The 25,632-nt window shown below is 37.8% G+C and carries 22 protein-coding genes and 1 pseudogene; 16 read left to right on the top strand and 7 right to left on the bottom strand.

Annotated features, from left to right (window positions below; translation table 11 throughout):
* The first annotated feature begins 105 nt into the window (after window positions 1-105).
* Window positions 106-1,125 carry a protease SohB gene (gene sohB, locus HH219_RS18315; protein ID WP_054206532.1) on the top strand — a complete coding sequence of 340 codons (1,020 nt, stop codon included), beginning with the start codon at window positions 106-108 and terminating at the stop codon, window positions 1,123-1,125.
* Between the two features lie 58 nt (window positions 1,126-1,183).
* On the opposite strand, the gene HH219_RS18310 is transcribed toward sohB, so the two are convergent.
* Window positions 1,184-2,515, bottom strand: a complete 1,332-nt coding sequence (locus HH219_RS18310) for a dicarboxylate/amino acid:cation symporter (RefSeq protein WP_054206533.1) — start codon at window positions 2,513-2,515, stop codon at window positions 1,184-1,186.
* Between the two features lie 206 nt (window positions 2,516-2,721).
* Between HH219_RS18310 and HH219_RS18305 the strand changes: the two genes are divergently transcribed.
* Both HH219_RS18305 and topA read left to right on the top strand, forming a co-directional pair.
* Window positions 2,722-6,372, top strand: coding sequence for a hypothetical protein (locus HH219_RS18305; protein WP_249118556.1), 3,651 nt, complete (start codon window positions 2,722-2,724; stop codon window positions 6,370-6,372).
* A gap of 255 nt (window positions 6,373-6,627) precedes the next feature.
* A complete protein-coding gene (gene topA, locus HH219_RS18300; RefSeq protein ID WP_054455679.1) occupies window positions 6,628-9,348 on the top strand; it encodes a type I DNA topoisomerase in 2,721 nt (906 codons plus the stop codon).
* A gap of 119 nt (window positions 9,349-9,467) precedes the next feature.
* Here topA and HH219_RS18295 read toward each other — a convergent pair whose 3' ends face one another.
* On the bottom strand, window positions 9,468-9,710 hold the full coding sequence (locus tag HH219_RS18295; protein WP_054206536.1) for a hypothetical protein: 243 nt from the start codon (window positions 9,708-9,710) through the stop codon (window positions 9,468-9,470).
* Window positions 9,711-9,950: 240 nt separating this feature from the next.
* On the opposite strand from HH219_RS18295, the gene HH219_RS18290 reads away from it, so the two are divergent.
* The gene (locus tag HH219_RS18290; RefSeq protein WP_054206537.1) at window positions 9,951-10,496 is read left to right on the top strand and encodes a TIGR00645 family protein; all 546 of its coding nucleotides are present in this window, start codon (window positions 9,951-9,953) and stop codon (window positions 10,494-10,496) included.
* A gap of 121 nt (window positions 10,497-10,617) precedes the next feature.
* Here HH219_RS18290 and HH219_RS18285 read toward each other — a convergent pair whose 3' ends face one another.
* Together HH219_RS18285 and HH219_RS18280 are read right to left on the bottom strand one after the other, a co-directional pair.
* A complete protein-coding gene (locus HH219_RS18285; protein ID WP_169328276.1) occupies window positions 10,618-11,820 on the bottom strand; it encodes an ABC transporter permease in 1,203 nt (400 codons plus the stop codon).
* Window positions 11,817-12,755, bottom strand: coding sequence for an ATP-binding cassette domain-containing protein (locus tag HH219_RS18280; RefSeq protein WP_054206539.1), 939 nt, complete (start codon window positions 12,753-12,755; stop codon window positions 11,817-11,819). The genes HH219_RS18285 and HH219_RS18280 overlap by 4 nt, the downstream gene beginning before the upstream one ends.
* Before the next feature lie 136 nt (window positions 12,756-12,891).
* Between HH219_RS18280 and HH219_RS18275 the strand changes: the two genes are divergently transcribed.
* Together HH219_RS18275 and ccoG are read left to right on the top strand one after the other, a co-directional pair.
* On the top strand, window positions 12,892-14,310 hold the full coding sequence (locus HH219_RS18275) for a sigma 54-interacting transcriptional regulator (RefSeq protein ID WP_054206540.1): 1,419 nt from the start codon (window positions 12,892-12,894) through the stop codon (window positions 14,308-14,310).
* A 145-nt stretch (window positions 14,311-14,455) separates the two neighbouring features.
* Window positions 14,456-15,838 (top strand): cytochrome c oxidase accessory protein CcoG, encoded by a 1,383-nt coding sequence (gene ccoG, locus HH219_RS18270; RefSeq protein ID WP_169328275.1) that lies wholly within the window; start codon window positions 14,456-14,458, stop codon window positions 15,836-15,838.
* 29 nt (window positions 15,839-15,867) lie between these two features.
* On the opposite strand, the gene HH219_RS18265 is transcribed toward ccoG, so the two are convergent.
* The 3 genes from HH219_RS18265 to HH219_RS18255 form a co-directional block, all read right to left on the bottom strand.
* The gene (locus HH219_RS18265) at window positions 15,868-16,278 is read right to left on the bottom strand and encodes a hypothetical protein (protein WP_169328274.1); all 411 of its coding nucleotides are present in this window, start codon (window positions 16,276-16,278) and stop codon (window positions 15,868-15,870) included.
* A 471-nt stretch (window positions 16,279-16,749) separates the two neighbouring features.
* A complete protein-coding gene (locus HH219_RS18260) occupies window positions 16,750-17,667 on the bottom strand; it encodes a M14 family metallocarboxypeptidase (RefSeq protein WP_169328273.1) in 918 nt (305 codons plus the stop codon).
* Window positions 17,668-17,732: 65 nt separating this feature from the next.
* Entirely contained in the window at window positions 17,733-18,302 is a 570-nt protein-coding gene (locus tag HH219_RS18255) for a hypothetical protein (RefSeq protein WP_064435979.1), read from the bottom strand.
* Between the two features lie 924 nt (window positions 18,303-19,226).
* Here HH219_RS18255 and HH219_RS18250 point away from each other — a divergent pair.
* From HH219_RS18250 to HH219_RS18205, 10 genes and pseudogenes are all read left to right on the top strand, one after another.
* A complete protein-coding gene (locus HH219_RS18250) occupies window positions 19,227-19,736 on the top strand; it encodes an excalibur calcium-binding domain-containing protein (protein ID WP_169328272.1) in 510 nt (169 codons plus the stop codon).
* Window positions 19,737-19,845: 109 nt separating this feature from the next.
* Complete coding sequence (locus tag HH219_RS18245) at window positions 19,846-20,235, top strand: hypothetical protein (RefSeq protein ID WP_169328271.1); 390 nt, start codon at window positions 19,846-19,848, stop codon at window positions 20,233-20,235.
* Between the two features lie 83 nt (window positions 20,236-20,318).
* The gene (locus HH219_RS18240; protein WP_169328270.1) at window positions 20,319-20,912 is read left to right on the top strand and encodes a hypothetical protein; all 594 of its coding nucleotides are present in this window, start codon (window positions 20,319-20,321) and stop codon (window positions 20,910-20,912) included.
* 117 nt (window positions 20,913-21,029) lie between these two features.
* Complete coding sequence (locus HH219_RS18235) at window positions 21,030-21,605, top strand: hypothetical protein (RefSeq protein ID WP_169328269.1); 576 nt, start codon at window positions 21,030-21,032, stop codon at window positions 21,603-21,605.
* Window positions 21,606-21,864: 259 nt separating this feature from the next.
* A complete protein-coding gene (locus tag HH219_RS18230; protein WP_169328268.1) occupies window positions 21,865-22,284 on the top strand; it encodes a hypothetical protein in 420 nt (139 codons plus the stop codon).
* A 288-nt stretch (window positions 22,285-22,572) separates the two neighbouring features.
* Window positions 22,573-22,935 carry a TfoX/Sxy family protein gene (locus tag HH219_RS18225; RefSeq protein WP_169328267.1) on the top strand — a complete coding sequence of 121 codons (363 nt, stop codon included), beginning with the start codon at window positions 22,573-22,575 and terminating at the stop codon, window positions 22,933-22,935.
* Between the two features lie 298 nt (window positions 22,936-23,233).
* Window positions 23,234-23,626, top strand: coding sequence for a hypothetical protein (locus tag HH219_RS18220; RefSeq protein WP_169328266.1), 393 nt, complete (start codon window positions 23,234-23,236; stop codon window positions 23,624-23,626).
* Window positions 23,619-23,921 (top strand): hypothetical protein, encoded by a 303-nt coding sequence (locus HH219_RS18215; RefSeq protein ID WP_169328265.1) that lies wholly within the window; start codon window positions 23,619-23,621, stop codon window positions 23,919-23,921. The genes HH219_RS18220 and HH219_RS18215 overlap by 8 nt, the downstream gene beginning before the upstream one ends.
* Window positions 23,922-24,588: 667 nt before the next feature.
* Window positions 24,589-25,224, top strand: a complete 636-nt coding sequence (locus tag HH219_RS18210) for an RES family NAD+ phosphorylase (protein WP_169328264.1) — start codon at window positions 24,589-24,591, stop codon at window positions 25,222-25,224.
* Between the two features lie 152 nt (window positions 25,225-25,376).
* Window positions 25,377-25,632, top strand: a pseudogene (locus tag HH219_RS18205) (transposase); the annotation flags it as partial.

The following is a 25,632-nucleotide window of genomic DNA, read 5'->3' as shown; positions in this document are numbered from 1 at the left end:
AGTTAAGTAAATCAAAAGCCACTGAAAAGTGGCTTTCTTGTGTTTGAATGGTAAGTTAGCGCGAGTTCGGTTAAATTGATGCAAATTTTTATTTGGAGAATAGAATTGGAATTTCTTTATGAGTACGGCATTTTTCTTGCCAAAACAGTGACCTTGGTTATCGCAATTGCAGCCGTGGTAATAATTTTTGTGGGGGCTGCAGTAAAACCGAAAGTAAAAAAAGGCGAAATTGATATAGAGGATATATCAGAGCAATTAGAGGATTTAAAACATAGCTTTTTAGAGCACACATTATCGGGTAAAGCGTTAAAAGCATTTCATAAAACGCAAAAAGCCGACGCTAAAAAAGCAGCTGCAAATGAAGAGACTAAGCCTCGATTATACGTAATTGATTTTAATGGCAGTGTTGATGCTAATGAAGTGGATAGTTTACGTGAAGAAATCACGGCAATCGTTGCTATTGCAGATGCAACTAAAGATAAAGTGCTAATTCGCCTTGAAAGTGGTGGTGGTGTTGTTCATGGTTATGGCTTGGCTGCATCGCAATTACAACGTCTTAAAAATAAAGGCATACACTTAACCGTAGCAATAGATAAAGTGGCAGCCAGTGGCGGTTACATGATGGCATGTGTTGCAGATGAGATAGTTGCAGCACCTTTTGCTATTGTTGGATCTATTGGTGTGATTGCGCAGATCCCAAATTTTAATAAAATATTGAAGAAAAATGATGTTGATTTTGAGCAAATAACAGCAGGCGAATTTAAGCGTACATTGACCTTATTTGGTGAAAATACGGATAAAGCGCGCGATAAATTTAAAGAGGAAATAGAGCAAACACATGGCTTATTTAAGCAGTTTGTTAGTTCGCAGCGCCCGTCATTGGATATTGATCTTGTTGCAACCGGAGAACATTGGTTTGCAACGCAAGCACTTGATAAAGGCTTGGTAGATACGATTGAAACAAGTGATGATACTTTATTAAAATATCAGGATGAGCGTCAAATTTATAAAGTAAAATACAAAGTTAAAAAGACACTCAGTGATAAACTTGCTATAGGCTTTAGTGGGGGTATTAATAAAGCGGGGGTATCCATTTACTCGCGTTTTAAAAGTTTAAACCCGTAGGTTAACCTAATAAAAAACCCGCAGTTAAGCGGGTTTTTTAGTGTTGAAAGTAAAAGTATTATTCAGCTGATTTATGGTAATCCTCTAAATCTTTAGCTGCGTTAGGGTCATTAAAGATCTTTTCATCTAATTGACCTTCTGATTTAGCAACTACGCACGTCACCATACAATCACCCGTAACATTGACCGCTGTACGTGTCATATCAAGTAATCTATCAACACCAATGATAATAGCGATACCTTCAACAGGTAAGCCAACTTGGTTAAGTACCATTGCAAGCATTATCAAACCAACGCCTGGCACGCCTGCGGTACCTACAGATGCAAGAGTTGCAGTTAGAATAACCATTAGGTAATCAGAAATAGTTAAATCAACACTAAATACCTGTGCAATAAAGACAGTCGCTACACCTTGCATAATGGCTGTGCCGTCCATGTTTATGGTGGCGCCTAACGGGATGGTAAAAGAGGCTACAGAGTTATTTGCTCCTAATTTCTTAGTTGCTGTCTCTAATGTAATTGGCATCGTAGCGCTTGAGCTCGATGTACTAAATGCAAATAAACACGCGTGTTTCATTTTCTTTAAAAAGATAATTGGGTTTAGGCCCGTTAAAAATTTTAATAATAATGTGTAGTTTATAAATGCATGAATAAAAAGCGCTGCAACCACAACACCAAAGTATTTAGCTAAGCTAACGATTAAATTTAGCTCAATTGTGGTAAATAACTTGGCCATTAAACAAAATACACCATAAGGGGCGACGTTCATTAATAATGTAACCAACTTTAAAATCACAGTGTTTAGATCTTCAAAAACAGTTGCAACTCGCTTACCCGCCGAACCGCTAAGCGCCATTGCAATACCAAATAACAATGCAAACACAATAACCTGTAGCATATTACCGCTGGCCATGGCATCAATAGGGTTGGTTGGAAACATACCAATGATCACTTGAGCGAGTGTAGGAGCTTCTTTTGCGCTGTAAGTCGCTTCTGAAGGTAAGTTTATTCCTTCACCTGGGTTTACTAATAAAGCCAAGCTAATTGCAACCGTTATTGCAATTGCAGTGGTCAGTAGATAAAGGCCGATAGATTTTCCGCCAAGGCGACCTAGTTTTTTAGGGTCACTTAAGCTGCATGTTCCACAAACGAGAGAGACAAATACTAAGGGGACGACCAACATCTTCAAACTGGCTATAAAAATTTGTCCACCAATATGAAATAAACCATCTACAAAAAAGCCCTTAATTGGCAAAGAGAATAACCCAAGAGGGATTAGATAATCGTCTTCGCCAGCTAAGATAGCCTGAAAAATAAAGCCTACAGCAACCCCCAGCAACATGCCAATCATGATGCGGGTGGTTAAACTCATTGAACGGATTTTCGACATAGTAATAATCTATTTGTTATAAATTTTCCATAGCCTACCAGCATGCAAATTTTTATACAGAAAAAATCGATAAATATGAAAAAAAAGTGTGGATCAAAAAAACAACAAAAAAATAATAAAAGTTGTGATTTAAAATCTGAATATAGGTTAACATTGGGTAAATATTTCGAATTTTATAATCAATAACAAACGCTAGGGAGAGGTCAATGCCTTTAATGCGATGGCTCAGTGTTGTGCTATTCAGTTTTCTAATCACGGCTTGTGGTGGAGGTGGTTCACTTGAAAAGGATGGTGGTGATCTTGGTGGTGGTGGAACTACACCAGACACACCAACTTATACCATTACAGTTCAAGGGTTTAATCAAGCAACGAATGAGCAATCAAACTCAGTAACTAAAGATGCACCGCTTTTTTTGCGTGCAACCGTTTTAAAAGATGGCGAAGTTGTTACGGGTAAACGTGTAACTTTTAGTCTTGCTGATGGAATCGGCTCTCTTTCACCAGCTTCAGGGAGTGCCCTTACTAATAGTGAAGGTGTTGCGCAGCTCGCACTCGAATCCGGTTCTGTAGTTGGTGCAGGTCAAGTGACTGCGACTTACCTTGTTGATGGAGAATCATATCAAGGGCTATTTGCTTTTACTTCATCAGGTGGTCAAGATACCAATGAAGAAGGCGATTTCACTTTAACTTTGCAAGGCTACTCACAAGCTAACAGTCAAGCATCAAATATTGTGACAAGTAGCGCTTCTTTAGATCTACGTGCAACTCTTCAAAAAGATGGTGTCCCAGTTGCAGGCAAGCGTATAACGTTTACTCTTGCAGACAATATTGGTTTATTAGAGCCGTCATCAGGTTCTGCGTTAACTCAAAATGATGGTGTTGCAACAATTGAACTCACCGCAGGTAAAGATGCGGGCGCAGGTAAAGTAACTGCCACATATACAATAAGTGACGATGTATTCACTGGAATATTTGAATTCCAATCGACTGGTGGGCAAGGAGACGATACTGGCGTTTCTGGTGATACAACTATTGAAGTAAAAGTGTTAGATGAAAATGGAGTTAAATTCTCAGAAGCTAATCCGGTTACAAATGATAACGTAGGAACAGTTACGGCTACCTTAAAAAAAGATGGCGTTGCACTTAGTGATCAACTAGTAACATTTAGCACTAATTTTACGGGACAAATTACTCCAGATTTAGGTACTTCTATAACTAATGTTGCAGGTGAAGCAAAAATTTCACTTGGTAGTGGTAACTTTAAAGGTGCCGGAGAAGTTATAGCTAAATACAATGACAATGGCACCGTATTAAGTAAAAATGCTGTGTTTTATTCATCGGGTGATTCAGCTCCGGTTGATCAAATTCAATATACTGTATCTGTAAAGCTCCTGACTGGGTGTAATTCGACTTGGGATGATGGCCGCGACAGTGTTAAATTAGATCCTACGCAAGCTTCAAGTGGTTGTTCAGTGACAAATAACTTATCATCCTCTGAGCTAGGTGAAATTTTAGTCGAGGTTATTGATAAACAAAATGGCGATGGTGTTAAAAACGCATTAGTTAATCTTGACACAAGTTTAGGTTCGATACTTCCTTCGTCGGGCACGGCTTTAACGGATAATTTTGGCATGGCTCTTTTAAAGTTGCAGCCAGGCAATACAGGTGGAGCGGGCACTATTACCGCACGATCTTTAGGTATTAGTTCATCAATTAACTTTGCTGTAGGAATCGCTGATTTAATTTTAGAGGTTAATAACGGGCTAAATATAGATGCATTAGGTAACGTTATCCCATTGAAAGCTGGCGGCAGCACTATCATTGAAGTAACACTGCGTGATGAAGATGGAAACTTATACTTAACGCCAACAGACGTCGAGTTTAGTTCAACATGTGTAACCAGTGGTAGCTCTGTTATTGATGCTGTAGTTAAATCTTCTAGCGGTATTGCTACTTCAACGTATCGAGCTAATGGCTGTGGTATCAACGATGATATTAATATTACCGTTGAAACAGGTGGAAAGAACTTTACAGCTACAACAATTATTCCAGTTGAAACTTCAGATGTTCAATCTATTCAGTTTATTGATGTTTCCGAAACGTTTATAGCGCTTCCTCCAGGTGAAGGTGGTCAACCAACGCAATCGGTTGTTCGATTTAAGTTGCTTGATGCTGATAATATTGCATCATCACAGCAGCGTATAGATTTTAAATTAACAGATACTTTAGGGTTCGCTAATTTAACTCTTAAAAGTGCAAATACAGATAATGATGGATTTGTTCAAACAACGGTTACTTCAGGAATCGTGCCAGGCCCACTTGTAGTGAAAGCATGTTACGTATCAAAAGATGATGTTAAAGCTTTACCTGTGGGCGACGATTTAACGTGTTGGGTTGACGATTATGAATTATGTCAACTTGAACCTACTAACGAAATTTGCCCAGATGGTGAACTACATTTAGTCCCATTATCAGAACAAATTAGCTCTGTTTCATCACAGTTGACTTTATCATCAGGCGTCGCTGATCAAAATAGTTTTGATGCAAGCCCTGTTATGTTTAATCCTAACTCACTGTATTACAATGGTATAACAACTGACGTGACGGTGTTTTTTGGTGACCAATTCAATAACTATAACGGAGATGGCGTCGAGGCGACTATCCTAGCTGAGGCCGGTGTAATTGGCTCTGCTAGTAATGAGGAAACGTGTAAGACTACGGATGCTATGTGTGTTGTTACTTGGCGCTCACAAGGCGATAGACCATTTTGGAGTTATAAATGGGGTAACCGTATCGGTGAGATTGATGGTAACTCAACGACTGAAGAAGGTATAAACCCTAAAACGAAAGAAATTAACTGTGACCCATATTTTGGTGTTGCTGCTCCATGTATTAATGGTATTAAGAGAGCAAAAAATGACCCCGATGGTGTTGTGATGGGTGGTCGTGTAAGCATTCTTGCTGTTACAAAAGGTCAAGAAAATTTCGTTGATGAAGAGTCAACGCCAGATGTCAGCCGTAGAAATGGTTTGTTTGATATTGGTGAATATTATAAAAGTTATGATTTAGCTGAAGCCTTTATGGACCATAATGAAAATTCATCATTTGATAAAGCAAATTGTAGTGATGACAGAGGTGATAGTTATGACCCCGTTACTGATTTATGTTCAGAGTTAAACTCACGCGGAGGTCATAATGAAACGTGGCGTGACCTTAACAGCAACGGCCTTTTCGATGGACCTGATGGAAAATATAATGGCTTATTATGTAGCGAGGCTGCGAATAACGCTGGAGAATGTTCAAGAGAGTTGATAGAAGTTCGTAAACAATTTGAACTAGTTATGTCTGGTGATACTCCTTATGTACGTTTCTCAGTGCTCAAGGGTAATTCACTGCATATCCCTGCAAACTGTGTTAGTTCAGCTGTAGCGACTCTAGAAATGTCTGATGTTACAGAGCGTTGTGATGTAGAGACGATAGATTTATCGATTATTAGTCAGCCAAATCCTGATTTTGATCCCAATGATCCTGATGAGACTGATCCAGAAACAATTGATGTAGGTTTAACGGGAATATCAATACGTATTCACTATACAGATGAATTTGGTAACCCTTTACCTGCAGGTACAGAAGTTACGTTATCTACAACAAATGGTGATCTGTCAATTATTGGACACAGTGAAACAATATTGAGCACAAATACTGATAAACCTCTGTACTCAGATGTTAGAATTGCAAGAGAGGCCGAAGGAAATAAAAAGCTAGACGGCATACTTACCATCAAGTTTGCTTTTGAAAATCAGTTTGGCGTTAAGAAAGTGATTGAAAAAGGGATTGCTATATTTGACGATAAATAGATTCAAGCTGTGATTTAATAATAAATGCCAACCATAAGGTTGGCATTTTTGTTTCTATTCTATATATTCCACTGCAAATAGTTAAAAACACCAAATTGCCTAAATTAAGCACAACAATTGCTTAATTAATCATTAAAAACAGAAAAGTTTGTATTAAAAGCTTGTAACAATTGGTGTTTGTAGATATACCTATAAATATTCGCGCCTGTAAAAGGGCAAAACACATTTTAAATACTTGGTTAGAAATAGGCAACTATGGGCAAATCGCTAGTAATTGTAGAGTCTCCTGCTAAGGCTAAAACAATTAATAAATATTTAGGAAATGATTTTATCGTCAAGTCTAGTATTGGACATGTACGAGATCTTCCTACCTCAGGTTCTGGCAAAACCAAAACTGCAGCTACAAAAACACCTGCGGAAGTGCGCAAAATGGCGCCTGAAGAAAAGGCCGCGTATAAAAAACAGCGTGATTATACTAACTTAGTTGCTCGAATGGGGATTGACCCTGACAAAGGCTGGCAGCCACATTACGAAGTATTACCGGGTAAAGAAAAAGTTGTTCAAGAATTACAAAAGCTCGCTGAAAATGCTGACCAAATCTATCTCGCAACGGATTTGGATAGAGAAGGGGAAGCAATTGCTTGGCACCTTCAAGAGATTATTGGCGGCGAGCCTGAGAAGTATAAACGTGTAGTATTCAATGAAATAACCAAAAATGCCATTCAGGCAGCCTTTGAGGCACCTGGAGAGCTAAACACCGACATGGTCTACGCCCAACAGACCCGTCGATTTTTAGACCGTGTAGTTGGCTTTATGGTGTCTCCATTGTTGTGGCAGAAAGTTGCTAGAGGCTTATCAGCAGGGCGTGTTCAGTCTGTTGCGGTACGTTTACTGGTTGAGCGTGAACGCGAAATTAAAGCATTTATCCCAGAAGAGTTCTGGGATATTCATGCAGATGTTAAAAATAGCGAATCAGCATTACGTTTAGAAGTATTTAAACAAGGTGATAAAGCGTTTAAGCCAGTTAGCGAAGCACAGGCGATGGCTGCGACTGCATCGCTAGAAAATGCTGAGTATAAAGTTGTAAGTGTTGAAGAGAAGCCAAGTAAGAGTCGTCCTAGTGCACCACTCATTACCTCAACAATGCAACAAGCTGCGAGTACACGCTTAGGTTATGGCGTTAAAAAGACGATGATGCTTGCCCAGCGTTTGTATGAAGCAGGTTATATCACCTATATGCGTACCGATTCGACGAATTTGTCGAAAGATGCAGTAGCAATGTGCCGTGATTACGTAACTGAGCAATTTGGTGATAAATACTTACCAAAAGAAGCAATAAATTATAGTTCTAAAGGCAATGCACAAGAAGCGCATGAGGCTATCCGACCTTCAAGCGTGAGTGTATTATCAGGCCACCTTGATGGTGTCGACCCAGATGCCAAAAAGCTTTATGAATTAATTTGGCGTCAATTTGTTGCTTGCCAAATGGTTCCTGCTGAATATGACTTAACAACATTAACCGTTGCAGCGAATGATTTTCAGCTTAGAGCGAAAGGCCGCGTACTACGCTTTGATGGTTGGACTAAAGTGCAACCTGCTATTCGTAAAAAGAATGAAGAAGATCAATCATTACCTGCGATTAAAGAAGGTGAAGTATTAAGCCTTGTTGAGCTTGATCCTAAGCAGCACTTTACTAAGCCGCCAGCACGTTTTAGTGAAGCGAGCCTAGTTAAAGAGCTTGAAAAGCGTGGCATTGGTCGTCCATCTACTTACGCGTCAATTATTTCAACGATTCAAGATCGTGGATATGTACGAGTTGAGAATCGCCGCTTTTTTGCAGAAAAAATGGGTGAGATTGTCACTGACCGTTTAGTTGAGAATTTTACTGACTTAATGAACTTCGATTTTACCGCGAAAATGGAAGGTCGTTTAGATGATATTGCTGAAGGTGAGCGCATCTGGACACAAGTACTTGATAAGTTTTATGCTGATTTTTCTACCCAACTGACTTTAGCCAGTGGCGAAGAAGATGAAGGTGGAATGCGTAAAAATGAAATGGTCGAAACCGATATTGACTGCCCAACGTGCGGCAGAAAAATGGGTATTCGCACAGCATCTACTGGTGTTTTCCTCGGGTGTACAGGTTATAACTTACCACCAAAAGAACGCTGCACGACCACTATGAACTTAGTGTCGGGTGATGAAGCGGTCGCTGCAGATGTTGAAGATGTTGAAACTGAAACATTAATGCAAATGAAGCGTTGCCCAATTTGTGAAACGGCAATGGATTCATACCTGATTGATGAAACACGCAAATTGCATGTTTGTGGTAATAACCCAGGTTGTAAAGGGCATATAGTCGAGCAGGGAACCTTTAAAATTAAAGGTTATGATGGCCCTATTATTGAGTGCGATAAATGCTCATCTGATATGCAGCTTAAATCAGGACGTTTTGGAAAATATTTTGGTTGTAGTAATGACGAGTGTAAAAACACACGTAAATTACTGCGTAGTGGAGAAGCTGCGCCACCAAAAGAAGATCCCGTACAACTGCCTGAGCTAGAATGTGAAAAATCAGAAGCATACTTTGTATTGCGAGATGGGGCTGCAGGTATTTTCTTAGCGGCAAATACGTTCCCTAAATCGCGAGAAACACGTGCACCAAAGGTCGAAGAGTTACATCGTTTTAGAGATCGTATTTCACCTAAGTTCTATTATCTAGCAGATGCACCAGCAAAAGATCCAGATGGTAACTTAGCTGTTGTACGCTATAGCAGAAAGAATAAAGAACAGTATGTAATGACTGAGGTTGAAGGTAAAGCAACTGGCTGGACTGCACATTATAACGCTGGAAAGTGGGTTGAAGAGGCAAAGAAAAAAGCCGCACCTAAAAAGAAAGCAGCAGCTAAAAAACCAGCCGCCAAAAAAGCGGTTGCAAAAAAAGCACCTGCTAAAGTGAAAAAAGACGCAGAGTAAAATGTATGTAGCGAGTGTTTAAATCAAGTACTCGTTAAACGCAAAAAAACCGGAACGCACACCCTTGTGCCGATTCCGGTTTTTTTATGTCAAATTAATGTGCAATGGCAATGTGACGATTAAATTTTTACATCAGTGACTTTGTTATAGCCTTCTGCTTCAAGTTCATCATTTACGCATTTTAAAACGTATGGTTTCAGCTCATCATTACTGATATCGTCGTCTTTAGCCCAGTTTAAACACATTTCTGTGTATTCTTTAATTGTTTCGGCTGAAGCGTCAACAGCATCGTCAGCAACAGCAAAAGTTGCAGAAACCGCAAATAATGGCGCTACCATAAGCGCTAGCAATGCTTTTTTCATTCGTTTAATCCTAAAAATGTAGTGACGATTGTTTTTGAACATTCAAAAACAAGAGTTAACCAATCAAGCAGCATGCTGTTGGTAAGTTGATTTTCAAACTAAATGAGAATAAAAGATAACGAAATATTTTTATCGTTAGGATGAAAAAGCTAACACAAAAATCAGCTGCTGATGTAGATAAGTATTTGTATCGAGGTAGAAACTCAGATAGAGTCGGGTTTTTATAAATTGATGAGTACTATGGATAATCCCAACCCAAATAAAATTCCACGCCAAGCAGGTAAAGCTGAACATCTTCTTGAAACGTTGATATTTCGTGGCCGCTGGTTATTGGCTCCATTTTTTGTTGGTTTACTCTTTGCTGTAATTTTATTGCTCATTAAATTTTTCAAATTACTGTATTTAATGGGTGTATCAACATTCACAGCAACAAGCCAAGAATTGTTAGTGGGTATTTTAACCCTAGTTGATACGGCATTATTAGCGGGGTTACTATTGATCATTACCTTCAGTGGTTATGAAAACTTTGTATCGAAGTTAAATATTGAAAATCATGAAGACCGCCCTGCATGGATGGGGAAAGTTGGTTTTTCTGGTTTGAAGATGAAATTAATCAGTGCGATTGTCGCTATTTCAGCTGTTGAGCTCCTTAAAGTTTTTATAATTTCGTCAACTTACACCAGCGAACAACTTATGTTAAAGGTATTAATACATGTGACATTCGTGGTCTCAGGTGTATTGTTTGCTCTGACCGACTATATAAATAGTAAAACTCATAGCCATTAACGAAGATTATGGTTAGACAGGCTGCTTATTAACAGCCTGTCTAGGGTCTTATGTAGAGTACTGCAAATATCAAAAAAGAAAAGTATCAAAAAGAAAAAGTTAAAATAAATTAGACCTTAGATTATTTAAAAATAGCTGACCACATTGCTTTTAAACTAGGTTCTTTACCGTACATATTCATCCCCATTTTGAAAATACGAGCGGCAACTATTCGTAAGTAATAAAAACAGCCAATGCTAAGTACGAGTGAGAGTAGAGGTTGCCACAGTGGTAACTCAACTAGCGACATACGTACAGGCATAACAGCAAAAGCAGTGATTGGTAAATAACTTAATATCACTGTCAGTATGCTATTCGGGGCGTCCATTACAAAAAAGGCGATTACAATAGGTGCAATAGGCAGCATCATTAATGCACTTTTACTACTGTGGTTAGGATCGTCTATCCCAGCGGCAATTGCCGCCATAAAGGCCGCGCAAATAGCAAGACCAGCAATCGCAAAGGCAAAAAACCATGGCAATAACGCCCAATTCACAAAGTGCAGATCAATCGCTTGTTGTTTTATCACCACAGTAAAAAATAGCATTGAAAGTACAATGGATAGCAAAGTGCTGACCATTGTTTTTACGGCTAATAATATTTGCCCTGTTAATTTACCGTCAATCCATGTTTGCGGTGTCATGGTTGCCATAATTTGTTCTGTAACGCGGTTCTGTTTTTCACCAGTGATACTCACAAAAAGCTGGCCAAACACACCAAACATCGCTATAAAAAGCAAAATTAATACACCAAACGCAGTGTAAGTTTGACTTTTATCTGCTTGGTTTTTTAGTAATTCATCTAAAACCTGGTGCTCTATAAGTACTTGTGTACGTAAACCTAGTTGTTGCTCTTGAGTTAAATTGAGTTTATTAAATTGCGCATGCTGTAGCTCAGTGCTTAATAAACTGCTTAGTTGTAATTGCCAGCTTGCTTTTTCTGCGGTGATAAGTGAGACCCGCCCATCAGGTGAGTTAAAACGAATAACGGCATCATACTCTTTAGTTTCATTTAAGTTTTTGATCACATCATCAAGATCGTTCACGGGTATAAAGTTAAAGTTGCTCTGTTGGCTATTGCCCGCATTGAGAGTGAAATCGGTATCAGTTGCGATAGTGTAACTTTGTTCAAGTTGCTGATTATTTGCTGCAAAGAAATAAATAACGCCAGCGATGACAAGCATGATCAGTTTTGAAATAATTTCTTGTTTTAATTTAAAAAAGTGCAAAAACTCCCATTTTGCCACGGTCCAAATTTGGGTGTTTTTTAATGACTGTGCTTTCATAGTTGAGCTCCTTGCTTTAACTTTTTATTATGCTCAGAGACGGCATTTAGATAAAGGCTGTGTAATGACTGGGCCTGATTTTTTAATTCAACTATATCGCCGAGTACTAATAACGACGGCAAAAGAGTGTTCAGTGATTGCTCTTCTAAAAGGGTGATTTGCAATTGTTGTGCTTTTATTTGTTCAACACTGTACTTATCTTTTAGTTCATTTACCGCTAATTCATCAAGCGGCTCGGCAAACTGTACTTTTATAACCCTTGCTTGTTGCGTGGTTAAAATGTTGGTTAAATCACCATATAACACGCTTTGGCCTTGGTTGAGTAATAAAACCCGATCCGCAAGCTTTTCAACCATCGCCATTTGATGCGCACTTAAAATAACGGTCATACCTTGTTGCTTTAATTGCGCTAAAAATTCGACCACCAACTCTTGATTGATAGGGTCTAATCCAGAAAATGGTTCATCTAAAATAACCCATTTTGGCTCATGTAAAATAGCGCTGATGAGCTGAACTTTTTGCTGATTACCTTTAGAAAGAGACTTTAATGGATCATTAATACGTGATGATAAGCTAAATTTATCTAACCAATATTCACAGCGTTTATTAAAGTCATTATTTGATACACCATGGAGACTTGCAAAAAATTGTAAATTTTGTTTGAGTGTTTTTTCAGGATAAAGACCGCGATCCTCAGGTAAATAGCCAAGTAGGTGGGCAGGGATTTGACTATAGCTTTGAGAGCCATCAATTAATTTAATACAGCCACTATCAGCGTGTGTAAATCCGACGAGCATTTTTACTAACGATGATTTACCGGCTCCGTTAGGGCCTAACAATGCAAATATTTCACCTTGATTTACCTCAAAGGATAAATTATTTACCGCGGTCACTGTGTGATAGTGTTTGTTAAGTTGTTGAACCTGAAGTGACATATGATCCCTCTATTTTTGTTGTTTTAACTAGTTTAAATGTTTGTACTGGCCGATGTAATTATTTGTTAAATAATTAATGTAACTAAAGATGTAAATTTGCCATAATGCTCGCGATATTTCACGAATTTGGTGTGCAATGATAAAGCAATTTTTAAATGATCCTACATTACTTCTCAATGCGGTAGGTGAAGGCATATATGGTTTCGATCTCAGTGGCAATGCCGTGTTTATAAACCCAGCTGCAGAGAGAATGACAGGCTGGCAAGCCGCTGAGCTACTAGGGAAAAAAATACATCAATATCATCATCACAGCCACGCTGACGGGCGGCCTTACCCCGCGGATGAATGCCAAATATATTGCACCATGTTTGATGGTAAACACCGTCATGTAAAGGACGAAGTTTTTTGGCGTAAAGATGGCAGTAATTTTCCGGTTGAATACACGTCAACACCGGTTTATAAAAATGACCAACTGATTGGTGCGGTCGCGATATTTCGTGATGTATCCAAGCAGCATCAAACCGAACACGCGCTACGTCAAGCGTTAACCCAAGTTAAAGATTTAAGTGAGCAACTTAAAGACGAAAATAATTACTTAATTGCACAGCTTAACGAAGATTGGCAAGATTCTGGATTAGTTGGACACAGTCATATTTTTCAAAACATGCTTGAACAAATTAAACTTGTAGCGCAAACCACTAGTACAGTGCTGATTTTAGGTGAAAATGGCACTGGTAAAGAGCTTGTTGCGCGTAACTTACATCGCCTCAGCGAACGCTCAAACCAGTCGTTTATAAAGGTTAACTGCGCAGCATTTACACCAAGTTTGCTCGAATCAGAGTTATTCGGACATGAAAAAGGGGCTTTTACAGGCGCAAATGAGCGTCGTAAAGGGCGATTTGAGTTGGCAGATAAAGGGACTTTATTTTTAGACGAAATAGGGGAGTTACCGCCCGAAGCGCAAAGTAAATTACTGCGCGTATTACAAGAGCATGAATTCGAACGGGTAGGCTCTAGCCATACAATTAAAGTTGATATTCGCATTGTCGCAGCAACCAATCGCGATCTTTGGCAAATGGTACAGCAAGGTGCGTTTAGAATGGATCTTTATTATCGTTTAAATGTATTCCCAATTAAAGTGCCTGCATTAAAAGAGCGCAAAGAAGATATTCCATTATTATGTACCAACTTAATTGCGCAATTGAATAAACGCCTTGGTAAGCAACTGAAGGGGTTAAGTAAAAAAGCTATTAGCCAGCTGCAAGCTTATGATTGGCCTGGTAATATTCGTGAGCTACAAAATGTACTCGAACGTGAAGCTATTCTTAGCAAACAGCCTATTTTACATTTAAGTCAACCTTTGAGCATGCCACCGAACACGGCATTTAACATCAGCTTAACCCTCGATGAGGCACAAAAGAGTCATATAGTGTCTGTACTTGAACTATCAAATTGGAAGATATCAGGTGCACACGGAGCAGCTACTAAGCTTGGGCTACATGAAAGTACGTTACGATCTAAAATGAGAAAATTGGGAATTGAAAGGGATTCGTGATATTTAACGTTTTTCGTTTTATTTAACGAGTTAAAAGCTAGCCATTTAAATTTAAATCAATAATATCATGAGCTTAAATTAAGTTTCAGTTTGGTCTGAAAGTTGCAAATACTAGCTTAGTCACCGTCACCATGAAGTAAGTATTATGAAGTTTGATATTAAAGAAGAAGATATGATCATCAAGCCCTACAAAAATGAAGGGCCAATTTATATTCGTGAGCAAAAAGGGTTTTTCCAACGTATTCGCCGCGACCTTGGCTGGCTGTTGATGCTCACGTTTATTGCTATTCCGTGGATCCCTTACAATGGGCAACAGGCGGTTTTATTCGATGTAGCAACACAAAAGTTTACCATTTTTGGTTTAACGCTCTTACCTCAAGACTTTATGATATTAGCGCTGCTATTTATGGTTGCAGCGTTTGCGTTGTTTTTTGTAACTAATTGGTTAGGAAGAGTTTGGTGTGGTTACACATGCCCGCAAACTATTTGGATGTTGTTGTTTTCTTGGGTTGAAGAACGAATTGAAGGCAGCCGAAATCAACGAATTCAGCTTGATAAAGCGCCTTGGGGGGTCACTAAAACACGTAAAAAAATAACCAAACACAGCGCATGGTTAGTTATTTCAGTGCTCACAGCAACGTCATTTATGGCTTACTTTATACCAGCAAAAACACTTTACGCTGACATGTTCTTTTTTGAATGGTCAGGTATTACTAGTTTTTGGGTTTTTCTGTTTGCATTTTGCACCTATGGTAATGCAGGCTTTTTACGTGAAAAAATGTGTACAGTTGCGTGCCCTTATTCGCGTTTTCAATCAGTTATGTTTGACAAAGATACACTTGTCGTCACTTATGATAACGAGCGTGGTGAAAGCCGTGGACCGCGCAAACGTAAGGTTGACCCAAAAACTGTTGGCCTAGGAGATTGTGTTGACTGTAACTTATGTGTAGAAGTGTGCCCAGCCGGTATTGATATTCGAAATGGCTTGCAATATGAATGCATTAATTGTGGTTTATGTATTGACGCTTGCGACGATACAATGACTAAATTCGGGTATCAAAAAGGTTTGATCAAATACGCCAGCGAGCAACAAATGGCAGGAAAACACACAAATCCATTTAGGTTAAAATTGATAGGTTACGGCGCTTTAACTGCACTGTTAACGCTTGCTATGGTGGCATGGTTAGCGCAAAGAACCCCCATAGAAGCATCGGTATTACGTGATCGTAACGCTTTATACCGAGTTAACTATGAAGGACTGGTTGAAAACCCATACACGCTAACAATTATTAATAAAACACAGCAACCACTTCATTATACAATTGATTTAAAAGGGTTTGATATTGCAAAATTACAAAGCCCTGCGTTGATACTCGTTGAACCAGGCTTACTTAAACGTGTGCCGGTAACTATAATTGCAGATGGCTACGATGTAGATAAAAAAGTTACTAAATTAGAGTTTGTAATTACAGCGAAGGAAGATCCAAGTATTACCATTACAACACCAAGCTTATTTTACCGCAATTAAATATGTGGATTGCTAACGTAGTTGATTTATCAACACGTTAGCAACTTCAATTGTTCATTTATATGTTCTTTAGCCTGATATAAATCAGCAAACAAACGACTTTTAATATCAATCATCAAGCCTGCATTATTCATAATACGTTGCATTTGATTAACCACTAAAGACGAGCCTAAAATATAGGCGCTAGCAATACAGTTTCTCTGCATCATTTGTTTTGCTAAATGTGTAAATTGTTCCTCAGCCTCAGGCGTTGCTGCACATGCCGTGTATGAGTTACAGATATACGCCCAAGGTCTTCCTGCAAAAGGTTTAATGTGTTCAAAAATGCTGTTACTAAATTGACAGACTAGGTTTGCGTTAATATTGCCGTGAAAATGTCCGATAATAATGCTGTGATCACGTTCTAAAACGACTCTACCGTATTTGTTTTTAAATTCCATTTGCTTCCTTGTAAAAATAAAAGAGCGTGAATTTTAAACAAATATATAATTTAGTCTAGGGCGTGTTGACCTTTCGTGATTGATTTTACAGCCGTATGTTAGGTATTTAGGCAAGGCAGCGCCTATGGTGTGTGGTCGTTCCCCATAAATAGGCGATAACGCAGTATAAATGCCAAACATGCGCTGCCCAAAGGGTTCTTCCTAGGGGCGATTAACTCTTTGTTACTTACACCGATGTAGGTAAGGGGCGTGAGCAGGACGCGGAAGCTTTGCTCGATTTTTACTTATTCTCACATGGATGTGAGCCAGTAGAATAACGCAGGAGCAGTTATCGAGCCCACTCGATTCCAAACCTCGCGCCGCGATTAAATCGCCCCTAGATTGAACAAACGTCAATCCACAAAGGTCAACACGCCCTAGTAAAAAGCAGACCCGAAACTTATTCAGTAGATGGATCTGCTTTAAATACGATTATTGTTGTGAAGCTATATAATCAAGCGCACCGGCAATCGCAGCAACTTGTGCAAGAATACATTCTTCATCCGTTGCTGTTGGGCTATCTGGGTATACCTCAGTTGTTGTTACAAACTTTGCATCGCTAAAGCCCATGCATAAACCAAGCTCGCGTGCCGCATAGTTGATAACGCCAAATTGCTCTTGCGGCACGCCTATTAATTGGTTATTTTCATCACTGGGTGCAATGTGTGTTATCTTTGTAACGTTTTCAATAATAGCCTTTTGAAATTCTGCCGCAGGTTTCGTTGAATCAGCAACTAAATAAAAACCATCAGGAATATTCCAATTAGTATTAATTTTACCATCGCGCGCAGCAAGTGCAGGGCGAAACTCACTGTTATCGGTGTCGGTTGTTTCGTGTAGATCAATATGTGCAACTAGCTCAACACCAAGCCCAGCAATGTAAGCCATCACATTTGCAGATTCAGGGGCAGGGCTATTAGCATAAAAAGAACGGTTAGGATCAATGGCAGCTGGATTCCAGCGGTTTATTGTTTCATAGCCCCACGGGCTGATACAGGGCGTTACCACAAGGTTAAAATGCTCACTGTAATGTCTACCTAATGTTTTAATAAACCGAATTGCACCATGCACACCGCTGGTTTCATAGCCATGCACACCACCTGTTACTAATACGGTTGGTTTATTGTTTTGCCAATTACGAGATTTAATAGCAAAGAGGGGGTAATTAGCGTCTTGATAAACAAGTTCACCATATTGTTCAACATCACACTCATCTGTAAGTTCATTTATTAATGACACAACATCATTGTGGTAGCTACGCTTAATGTTTTGAGAATCGAACCATTGTTGTTTCTCATCATCATTCCATGAAATGTTAGCTGTTCCAATTGGATAAATAGTATCGCTCATAAAACCTTCATTAGTAACAATAAAAAAGACAGCTTATCGATGGATTCTTCACTTCGCAACTAACTCTAAGCAATAGCGGTATATAAATTTACATATTGTCGTTTATGAACACTAAATAAATAGTCGCGAAGGTGATCTTTCCCTTCATGAATATGAGTTATTTTAGCTGCGATACCTTGCTTATTTTGTCTAACGGGTTCAATGCTAATAATGATGTGTTTTTTATTTGGCAGATAAAACTGCATTCTGTGATGAGTAATTAAAGGCACTTTATTGCTGATTGGTTTTAAAAAGATCCCGGTGCTAGATATTGACTCAATTTTAAACCCATCACTTTGTATATTTAAATTGTCTAAGCGCCAACTTCGTTGTGTACCAGTGGTGTCAATAACTTCAGGTGAGCTAAGTATCGGGGTTAACAACCCTGATTCATCAGTTTTAAATTCTAAAGGAAACCACAACTGATAGTGACCGACCTCAGCGAGTAAAGTCAACTTAGCATTAATAAATAGATTCGCTATTTTAGCCGGAATATCACTTTGCACAGTCAGGCGTTGATTTGCAGGTAATTGCTGCTTGGCTTGGCCTTTAAATAAGTTTGATAAAAACTGTTGTTCATCATTAGAAAAGTCCACGCAGTACCTCCTGTACATAAAATAGCAACTTGTTATAAATAACGACTTATTACCCTAATTCAGGCTTTAATAAGTCGGCATGTTTAAAATGTTGTTATATTTTTCAATACAATACGACAGTGTTTAACAGGGCTCGTGTAAGCTTAAAATTCAGCTGGCTAAGTAAACACTGTCACCAAAGCATGTTTAATTAACGGCGTACAAAATAAAAACTTGAATTTTATTTGAAAACATAAAATTATCGGAATAGCCATTACTCACTCATCATAAAGCAAATTAATGGGATGCAAAGAATAACGGTGAAATAGAAGTGAGGGGAAATATAATTGGTCGGTATGGAGAGATTCGAACTCTCGACCCCTGCCACCCCATGTTAACGCGCTAAGCTCAGTTAAGCTATTGATTTTAATTGTTTATTTTTGTTTTTGCTGTGTATAAAAACAGTGCTTTAAGTGCGTTCTTTGCAAAATTAGTATTTAACGAAATCAATATGTTACATTTAATTTTACCACAGCAAAAACCCATTTAAACTAAGTTTATTACCGATTCTGCTGATGGCCTTTTTTCCTAAATTTTCGAGAACTATAGTTTATCTGTCGTATACTATTGATTGTTTATTTTTTCAATTATCGCAAATATAAGGACATATACATGAAGCGCTTTGTAACATTGATTTTTATCACCACATTTTCAATTTCCTCATGCTTTGCTCAGAACATGTGGAATGGCCTTGTTGTCGAGCCAGAGTACAGATGTTCACCCTATGATAAAAAAGCCCAATACCCTTATTCTCAGAGTGTAGAAGATGACATTGTGCAGAGTATGGGAGGTTTAGTGTACGGACCATATATTGGACGGTATTTTGATAATGACAGTATGACAGTATGACAGTATGACAGTATGACAGTATGACAGTATGACAGTATGACAGATATAGAACATATAGTTGCAGCATCAGAAGGCCATGATAGTGGCCTATGTAATGCAGATGAAAATAAAAGAATACAGTTTGCAACGGATCTTTTAAACCTAACTCTTGCGGCACCTAAGATCAATCGATGCAGTACTGGAGGGAAGTGTGGTTTTGACCCTTCAGAATGGTTGCCTGAAAAAAATAAATGCTGGTTTGCCAATAGAATTGTTGAAATAAAAACAAAATATGAGCTTAGTGTAGATAGAGAAGAAGCTAATACCCTAGAAGCTGTATTATCTAAATGTGATAGCTTTGAAATGATTTTTTATCCTTATGAAGGGTCGGCGGGTCAAACAGATGTTCCAGTAATAGTTGATGCGCTCACGCTATATGATACTAATAAAAACGGAAAAATTACCTGTTCCGAAGCAAGAGCTCACGGCATTGCACCAGTTTATTCTGATCATCCTGCGTATGAGTACATGAGTGATCGTGATGGTGATGGAAAAGTATGTGAATAAATTTGTAAGTTTATTTATGGCTTTCGATATATGTAATAGCGCATATCTGAACTTACAGTTTTGATTAATAGTAAAATGTTGTGTTGCTCCTCACTGTAAGGTTGATAAATTGAAAGAATTAAAAGATGTATATCCAGGGGAAGCTGCTTTAAATTTGGACAAGGTTAGAAAATATAAGCAAATGTATATATCTGGCTCTGACTTTCCTTCACCTGAATTGGTATGTATTGGCAACTATTATGTAGTGCGAGATGGAAACCATCGTGTTTGTGCTTGGGCTGAGTGCTTTAAGAGCAACTCTCAAATTAAGCCAATATCTTTTGTTTTAAGTAAAGCTGAGAAGCCAACTGAGACGGCTGAAAAACAGTTTATGGCATTCGCTCAATATTATGGGCAAGGTATTGGTGGTTTTCAAAAAATACCACAAATACCTGAAAGTGTGTATTATGAAGAGCATGGCAAAATGATGCATAAAATAAATATATGGAAAGATAATTAAATGACATTAAAACAGTTGATTACGCTTAAGTGTACATTATAACCCACTATTTTTGTCTGCTCAACGCGGTGTTATGGTGATATATGAATATTGAAGATTTTGAAAATTGGTCTAAATATTATCAACTCCAGCTTGATGGCGTTAGTTTTGAGTCTAATGGAAGACGACGAGTTGCAATGGGGCTGTTGCATTTGAGTTTAGAGCACCATCAATCAATTCTGAATTTAGCTAAATGTAATTTTTTTGGTTCGTCCTTTGCTCTTCTTCGTTGCCAGTTTGAAGCGCTGTTAAGAGGGATGTGGTTTCTTCGATGTGCTACTGACACTGATATAATAAAGTTTATCGATGGTAAGAACTTAGATCTAAAGGTTAATACACTGATAAGCGATGTTGAGACCACGGAAGGCTATAAAAATGATGCTTTGAAGCGTTACAAAACCGAGAAATGGAAAGCTATGAATGATTATACTCATGGTGGATCCTTCCAAGTTTCTGCTCGCACTCAAGGCGATGAAGTTTCAGTGCGTAACCTTTTGGGGCATTCTTTATGGATATTGACAGAATCAAGTAAATTGTCATTGCTATCTATCCTTGATTTTTGTCTTATTATAGAACAGCCAAAACTATCAGATACACTTTCTACAAAGTATTTTGAAATCATTGAAAAGTCACCATAACAAGTCAATCGATTCAGATTCGCTAAACATGTTATGCCATTTACGGAGTAAATCACTAGTCATATTTGGCTCACTTATTATTTGGCGTTATATTGCTATTTGTAGATAGGAGTTTTAATGAGAGAAATATCCCCAGTTGAGAATATGTCTGCAGATGAGTTTTTGCAAGTAGCCCATCCAGTACAACAAGATATTGTCGGTGTAATACGGAAAGAAAAACGTGCAGGAGAGAGGAAACTGCCTTCAACATCACTTATTGATCAATCAGCAGTCTTAGATGTTAATTTCAGGAAGGAGTTAATTGATAAAATTGCTTCATTAGTAGATGAAAACTTGTTTGGTCGTTCAGAAATGTGCCAACAATTCTCGATGTTACTCGAACTTTCCTTAAACCACTTGGGTGTTTACGCAAAGACTGTTAGTGGTAAAGCAAGTTATAAAAATGATTTTTCTTGGTTACATTTTTGGGTGATAACAAAAGATGAAATTATTGACGCTAATACAGATAGCATGGAAGAGAATCCTGCAGTACCAGAAGGTTTAACCCCTTTTCCTTACTGGGGGGTAAAAGACAAATTACCAGCAGATAGAAAGTTGAAAGTTAAAAGTAATAGAAAAGTATTAAATGATACTGATGTAACTAATATTTGGTGGCCTGAACTAAAGTTATGGCTATCTCAATATAAAAAGTAAATTTAAGCTGAACAAAAACAGTGTGCCATGTTTCTTTCCTCAACAAGTTTGGCACACAATTTTAGTCCGCTCAATATGGGCATTGAGGCTGTAGAGTTGCTCTTTTTTAAGAAAAACAGCCTGTTTTATGGGTTCCAAATGCATTGCCTAGTGTTTTAAAAACGGTTAGAGTTAATTACAGGAGCTCGTTTTTTAATTGAATTTGGCTGTTAGAGTTATTCTACAGCCTCGTTAGGTTACACGGAGGTTTTATCACAACATGAACGTTTTTCTTCTTATCGCGGGCACTTTGAGTGCTATCGTTGCGATACTACATTTAGGCTGTATTTATTTTGGAGCGCCTTGGTATCGTTTATTCGGTGCAGGTGAACATATGGCAATACTAGCCGAGAGAGGTAGTATAAAACCCACGCTTATAACTGCTGCAATTTTTATTATTCTATCTTTTTGGTCGCTTTATGCCTTTTCTGCGGCAGGTGTTATTTTTCGGTTATCCTTTATACGCATTGCTCTCATTATTATTACTTCAATTTATTTAGTTCGTGGGATCGCTGGTTTCTTCTTTATAAATTCCCCTATGGGGCGCTCACCTGAATTTTGGATTTGGAGTTCAGTAATTTGCTTATCTTTTGGTATTGTTCATTTGATTGGGCTAAAACAACAGTGGTCAAGCTTATGAGTAAAGTGTAACCTAACAAACTAATAAATAAGGACAAAAAACAGTTGGCTGTTTTCGTTCCTCAACATTTTAGCCAACAATTTTTTGCCCATTATTAGGGCGTTGTGGCTGTAGAATTACTCTTTTTTAAGAAAAACAGCCTGTTTTATGGGTTCCAAAAATGCATTACCTAATGCTTTAAAAACGCTTAGAGTTAATCACAGGAGCTCGTTTTTTAATTGAATTTGGCTGTTGGAGTTACTCTATAGCTTGGTTATATTTACAATGATGAAGGGTGCTTAACCAACTATGGCTTTTGATCGAGGTTTAGAGGAACGACTTTATGAGCATTTTAGTAATCGTTATGATTTAGCGGTAAGAAAAATGTTTGGAGGTTTATGTTTTTCACTTTCTGATCACATGTGTTGTGTAATTATTGGTGATAAGCTTATGGCTCGTGTTGGACCAGAAAATTATTCTGATTGTTTAACAAAACCTTATACTACTGAAATGGATTTTACGGGGAAACCAGTAAAAGGTTTAATATATATTTTACCTGATGGTTTTGAGTCTGATTCCGGTTTAGCGCATTGGGTCAATATTTGTATTAATTTCGTAGATTCTTTACCACCTAAGCAACCCAAGAAAAGTAAATATAACAAGTTACTATAGTGTCACCGTCCGCTATTGGCACTTTTGCGAAGTTCAGCTGTGAGCGATAACCGGACACTGAAAAAGTTAAACTTATTCCTATTTTGATGAGTTGTCTCCTAATTTTTCCTGATAACATTATTAACCACCGCTTTGGGGCAAAATAACATGCTTAATTCCTAGCTGTTTTAATTGTCTGTTTACAAAGGTAATTATTGGTGAAATTATCAGGGTATGTAATACACGCCGCTTTGGTGTGTTATAAACCACCAAAATGGTGTTCAATAAGCTGTTATAAGTTTCAATCAACTGGAAGCATATGAGTAAGATTTCACCTGAATTACTAGCAAAAAGAATAGCAGAAGCAGATGTTGAGCTTTTTGTAACCATGGAAAAAATGGAAAAGGAAAGAAAAAAAGAGAAATGGTTTTATGTTGCTATCACAACAACCATTGCAAGTATTGCTGGATTAGCATTACTAATCTCTAATATTTATCCGGATATTGGTAAAGTGTCTTTATCACTTATATCAACATTAATAGGCATAAGCTTAACGGCAATATCATATTTTCAGCATAAAAAAGAAAATAGAAAAGCAATGTCTAAAATTCTTAATACATATGAAAATGCTAGTAAGTCAGAGAAAGAAGAAGGAGAAGCATATAGACAGCATCTCATCGATTCCTTAAAAAAGGAGTCTGACGATGTTTAGTACTCAGCCTAATCTATTTATCTATGTATCGTTAATTTTTGGGGTTTTATTTGTATGCTTCTCGCTTTATAAATCTAAAAAACTTCCAATACTTACGGATATTTTTATGGTTATTCTATCTGTAGCAGCTGCATTTTCAGGTATTGATTTATGCTATTTGGTTTTAGAGGGAAGTAAAGGCTTAGGTGATTTTACTGACCAAAAGTTAGTCATAGTTCTAGGTGGTGTTGCTGTTTTTTGGGTTTCACTTTTAAGTATTATTAATTCATGCAAACAGATTAAAACCACACAATAAGTATAAAACTTATAACAAGACCTTTAAACGGACAAAAAACAGTTTGCTGTTCTCACTTCGTTCAACATTTTAGCAAACAATTTTTTGCCGCTTAAGGTGGCGTTGTGGCTGTAGAATTACTCTTTTTTAAGAAAAACAGCCCGTTTTGTGGGTCCTAAATGCATTGCCTAGTGCTTTAAAAACGCTTAGAGTTAATTATAGGGGCTCATTTTTTAATTGAATTTGGCTGTTAGAGTTATTCTACAGCCTCGTTATGTATCTAGAGAAACTATCGAGTATGTCAGTAACAATTAATGAAGGTGAACTCATTGAAGAGCATGGAGATGTATTTGAAGAGCTATTCGATGCTGACATTGAGTCTTAGTTCTCTGCGGATATAGCTTGTTGTGAAAATTGTTATGACGATTTTATAAAGGCTTGGCCACTAGCGTTAAATGCGAACGATGGTGAGTTTCAATGTCAATCAATTGATTTAAGATCATTTTATAGTGGTTCAAGGCGTATAAGACAGTGTTATACAGAAGATGAATTTAATGTACTAATCAAACTGGTTAATTGCCCACGTTGTGATGAAGTCTTATCCGGAAACTTCTGGCCATATGAGTTACCTTTTAAATATGAAGTAGATCAGTTAGGTTTTGAAGAGTCGATAAATGAAATAGTTGAGTTGTCGGAAACAACCCCTTTTTTACTTCTATCAAACCACTTTGCAAATGATACTTTTGAATTATTAAAAAAAGTAGCTCACTCAACGGATTCACTTTTCATTGAACATTCATTGTTTCGAGCGAGAGTGGCAAATCAAATCGAAGAGTTGAATTTCGAGCAGTTTGCTTTTCCACCTAAAAAATTCATCCAAGAAGGTCGGTATAATCATGCAGGCCAACAAGTGTTATACACAGCAAGCGACCTAGAAACATGCTTCAGAGAAGTTAGAAAAGTTCTTTGCTACATAGCTGAGTTTAAATTAAAAAAAGAAATTAAAATTTTGGATTTAAGTTTTCCTGATGAATCACATTCTGATTTTGAATCCGAATTGTCTGCTTTAGTTTTTTCATCATTAATGAGTCGAGAGCTGGATACAGAGGGTTATCACAAACCATGTTATGTTTTCTCAAGGTTCATTGCCGATTGTGCAAAACTAGCTGGTTTCGACGCTATAAAATATCCATCAACAAGAATTGTTGGTAATAATTTCAATTTAGTTATTATAAGTAATCTAATTATAGAAGAATCCATAGAGTTTCTTAATGTAAGTTTAAAGGACTCAAATAAAATATATTCACTTGAAATTGATACATAATAAGTCCTTAAAGTCGGATTCGTAATAGTTGGCTCGGTTCCGCTTCGCTTCACATTATAGCCAACAAACAAAGATGACACCCATCCTAAAGTTTGCATTTTTCATGTTTTTTACTAGCTTTAGGTTAGTATTAAAAATAAACAGGGTGTTCTATGGCTATTGCAAGAAAGCGTCAAGTAAGTTTGGTTGATACAAAGTATTATCACTGTATTTCACGTTGCGTTCGTCGTGCTTTCTTGTGCGGTGAAGATCGTTTCACAGGCCAATCTTTTGAGCATCGTAGAGGCTGGGTTGAAGATAAGCTGATTGAATTAGCCAAGGTATTTTGCATTGATGTATGTGCTTATGCTGTTATGAGCAACCACACGCACCTAGTGTTGTATGTTGATGATAAAAAAGCGAATCGGC

The organism is Pseudoalteromonas sp. NEC-BIFX-2020_015 (assembly GCF_012952265.1).
Classification (GTDB): domain Bacteria; phylum Pseudomonadota; class Gammaproteobacteria; order Enterobacterales; family Alteromonadaceae; genus Pseudoalteromonas; species Pseudoalteromonas neustonica.
This window is presented reverse-complemented; position numbering and strand designations above follow the sequence as displayed.

Bases quoted from the DNA above. Each gene is read 5' to 3' on its own strand.
- HH219_RS18250 (WP_169328272.1), top strand. From the start codon at position 19,227: ATGACAGATATAGAACATATAGTTGCAGCATCAGAAGGCCATGATAGT.
- HH219_RS18305 (WP_249118556.1), top strand. From the start codon at position 2,722: ATGCCTTTAATGCGATGGCTCAGTGTTGTGCTATTCAGTTTTCTAATC.
- HH219_RS18280 (WP_054206539.1), bottom strand. From the start codon at position 12,755: ATGTCACTTCAGGTTCAACAACTTAACAAACACTATCACACAGTGACC.
- HH219_RS18295 (WP_054206536.1), bottom strand. From the start codon at position 9,710: ATGAAAAAAGCATTGCTAGCGCTTATGGTAGCGCCATTATTTGCGGTT.
- HH219_RS18240 (WP_169328270.1), top strand. From the start codon at position 20,319: ATGAATATTGAAGATTTTGAAAATTGGTCTAAATATTATCAACTCCAG.
- HH219_RS18235 (WP_169328269.1), top strand. From the start codon at position 21,030: ATGAGAGAAATATCCCCAGTTGAGAATATGTCTGCAGATGAGTTTTTG.
- topA (WP_054455679.1), top strand. From the start codon at position 6,628: ATGGGCAAATCGCTAGTAATTGTAGAGTCTCCTGCTAAGGCTAAAACA.
- HH219_RS18215 (WP_169328265.1), top strand. From the start codon at position 23,619: ATGTTTAGTACTCAGCCTAATCTATTTATCTATGTATCGTTAATTTTT.
- HH219_RS18230 (WP_169328268.1), top strand. From the start codon at position 21,865: ATGAACGTTTTTCTTCTTATCGCGGGCACTTTGAGTGCTATCGTTGCG.
- HH219_RS18225 (WP_169328267.1), top strand. From the start codon at position 22,573: ATGGCTTTTGATCGAGGTTTAGAGGAACGACTTTATGAGCATTTTAGT.
- HH219_RS18285 (WP_169328276.1), bottom strand. From the start codon at position 11,820: ATGAAAGCACAGTCATTAAAAAACACCCAAATTTGGACCGTGGCAAAA.
- HH219_RS18260 (WP_169328273.1), bottom strand. From the start codon at position 17,667: ATGAGCGATACTATTTATCCAATTGGAACAGCTAACATTTCATGGAAT.
- HH219_RS18265 (WP_169328274.1), bottom strand. From the start codon at position 16,278: ATGGAATTTAAAAACAAATACGGTAGAGTCGTTTTAGAACGTGATCAC.
- HH219_RS18290 (WP_054206537.1), top strand. From the start codon at position 9,951: ATGGATAATCCCAACCCAAATAAAATTCCACGCCAAGCAGGTAAAGCT.
- HH219_RS18275 (WP_054206540.1), top strand. From the start codon at position 12,892: ATGATAAAGCAATTTTTAAATGATCCTACATTACTTCTCAATGCGGTA.
- HH219_RS18310 (WP_054206533.1), bottom strand. From the start codon at position 2,515: ATGTCGAAAATCCGTTCAATGAGTTTAACCACCCGCATCATGATTGGC.
- ccoG (WP_169328275.1), top strand. From the start codon at position 14,456: ATGAAGTTTGATATTAAAGAAGAAGATATGATCATCAAGCCCTACAAA.
- HH219_RS18220 (WP_169328266.1), top strand. From the start codon at position 23,234: ATGAGTAAGATTTCACCTGAATTACTAGCAAAAAGAATAGCAGAAGCA.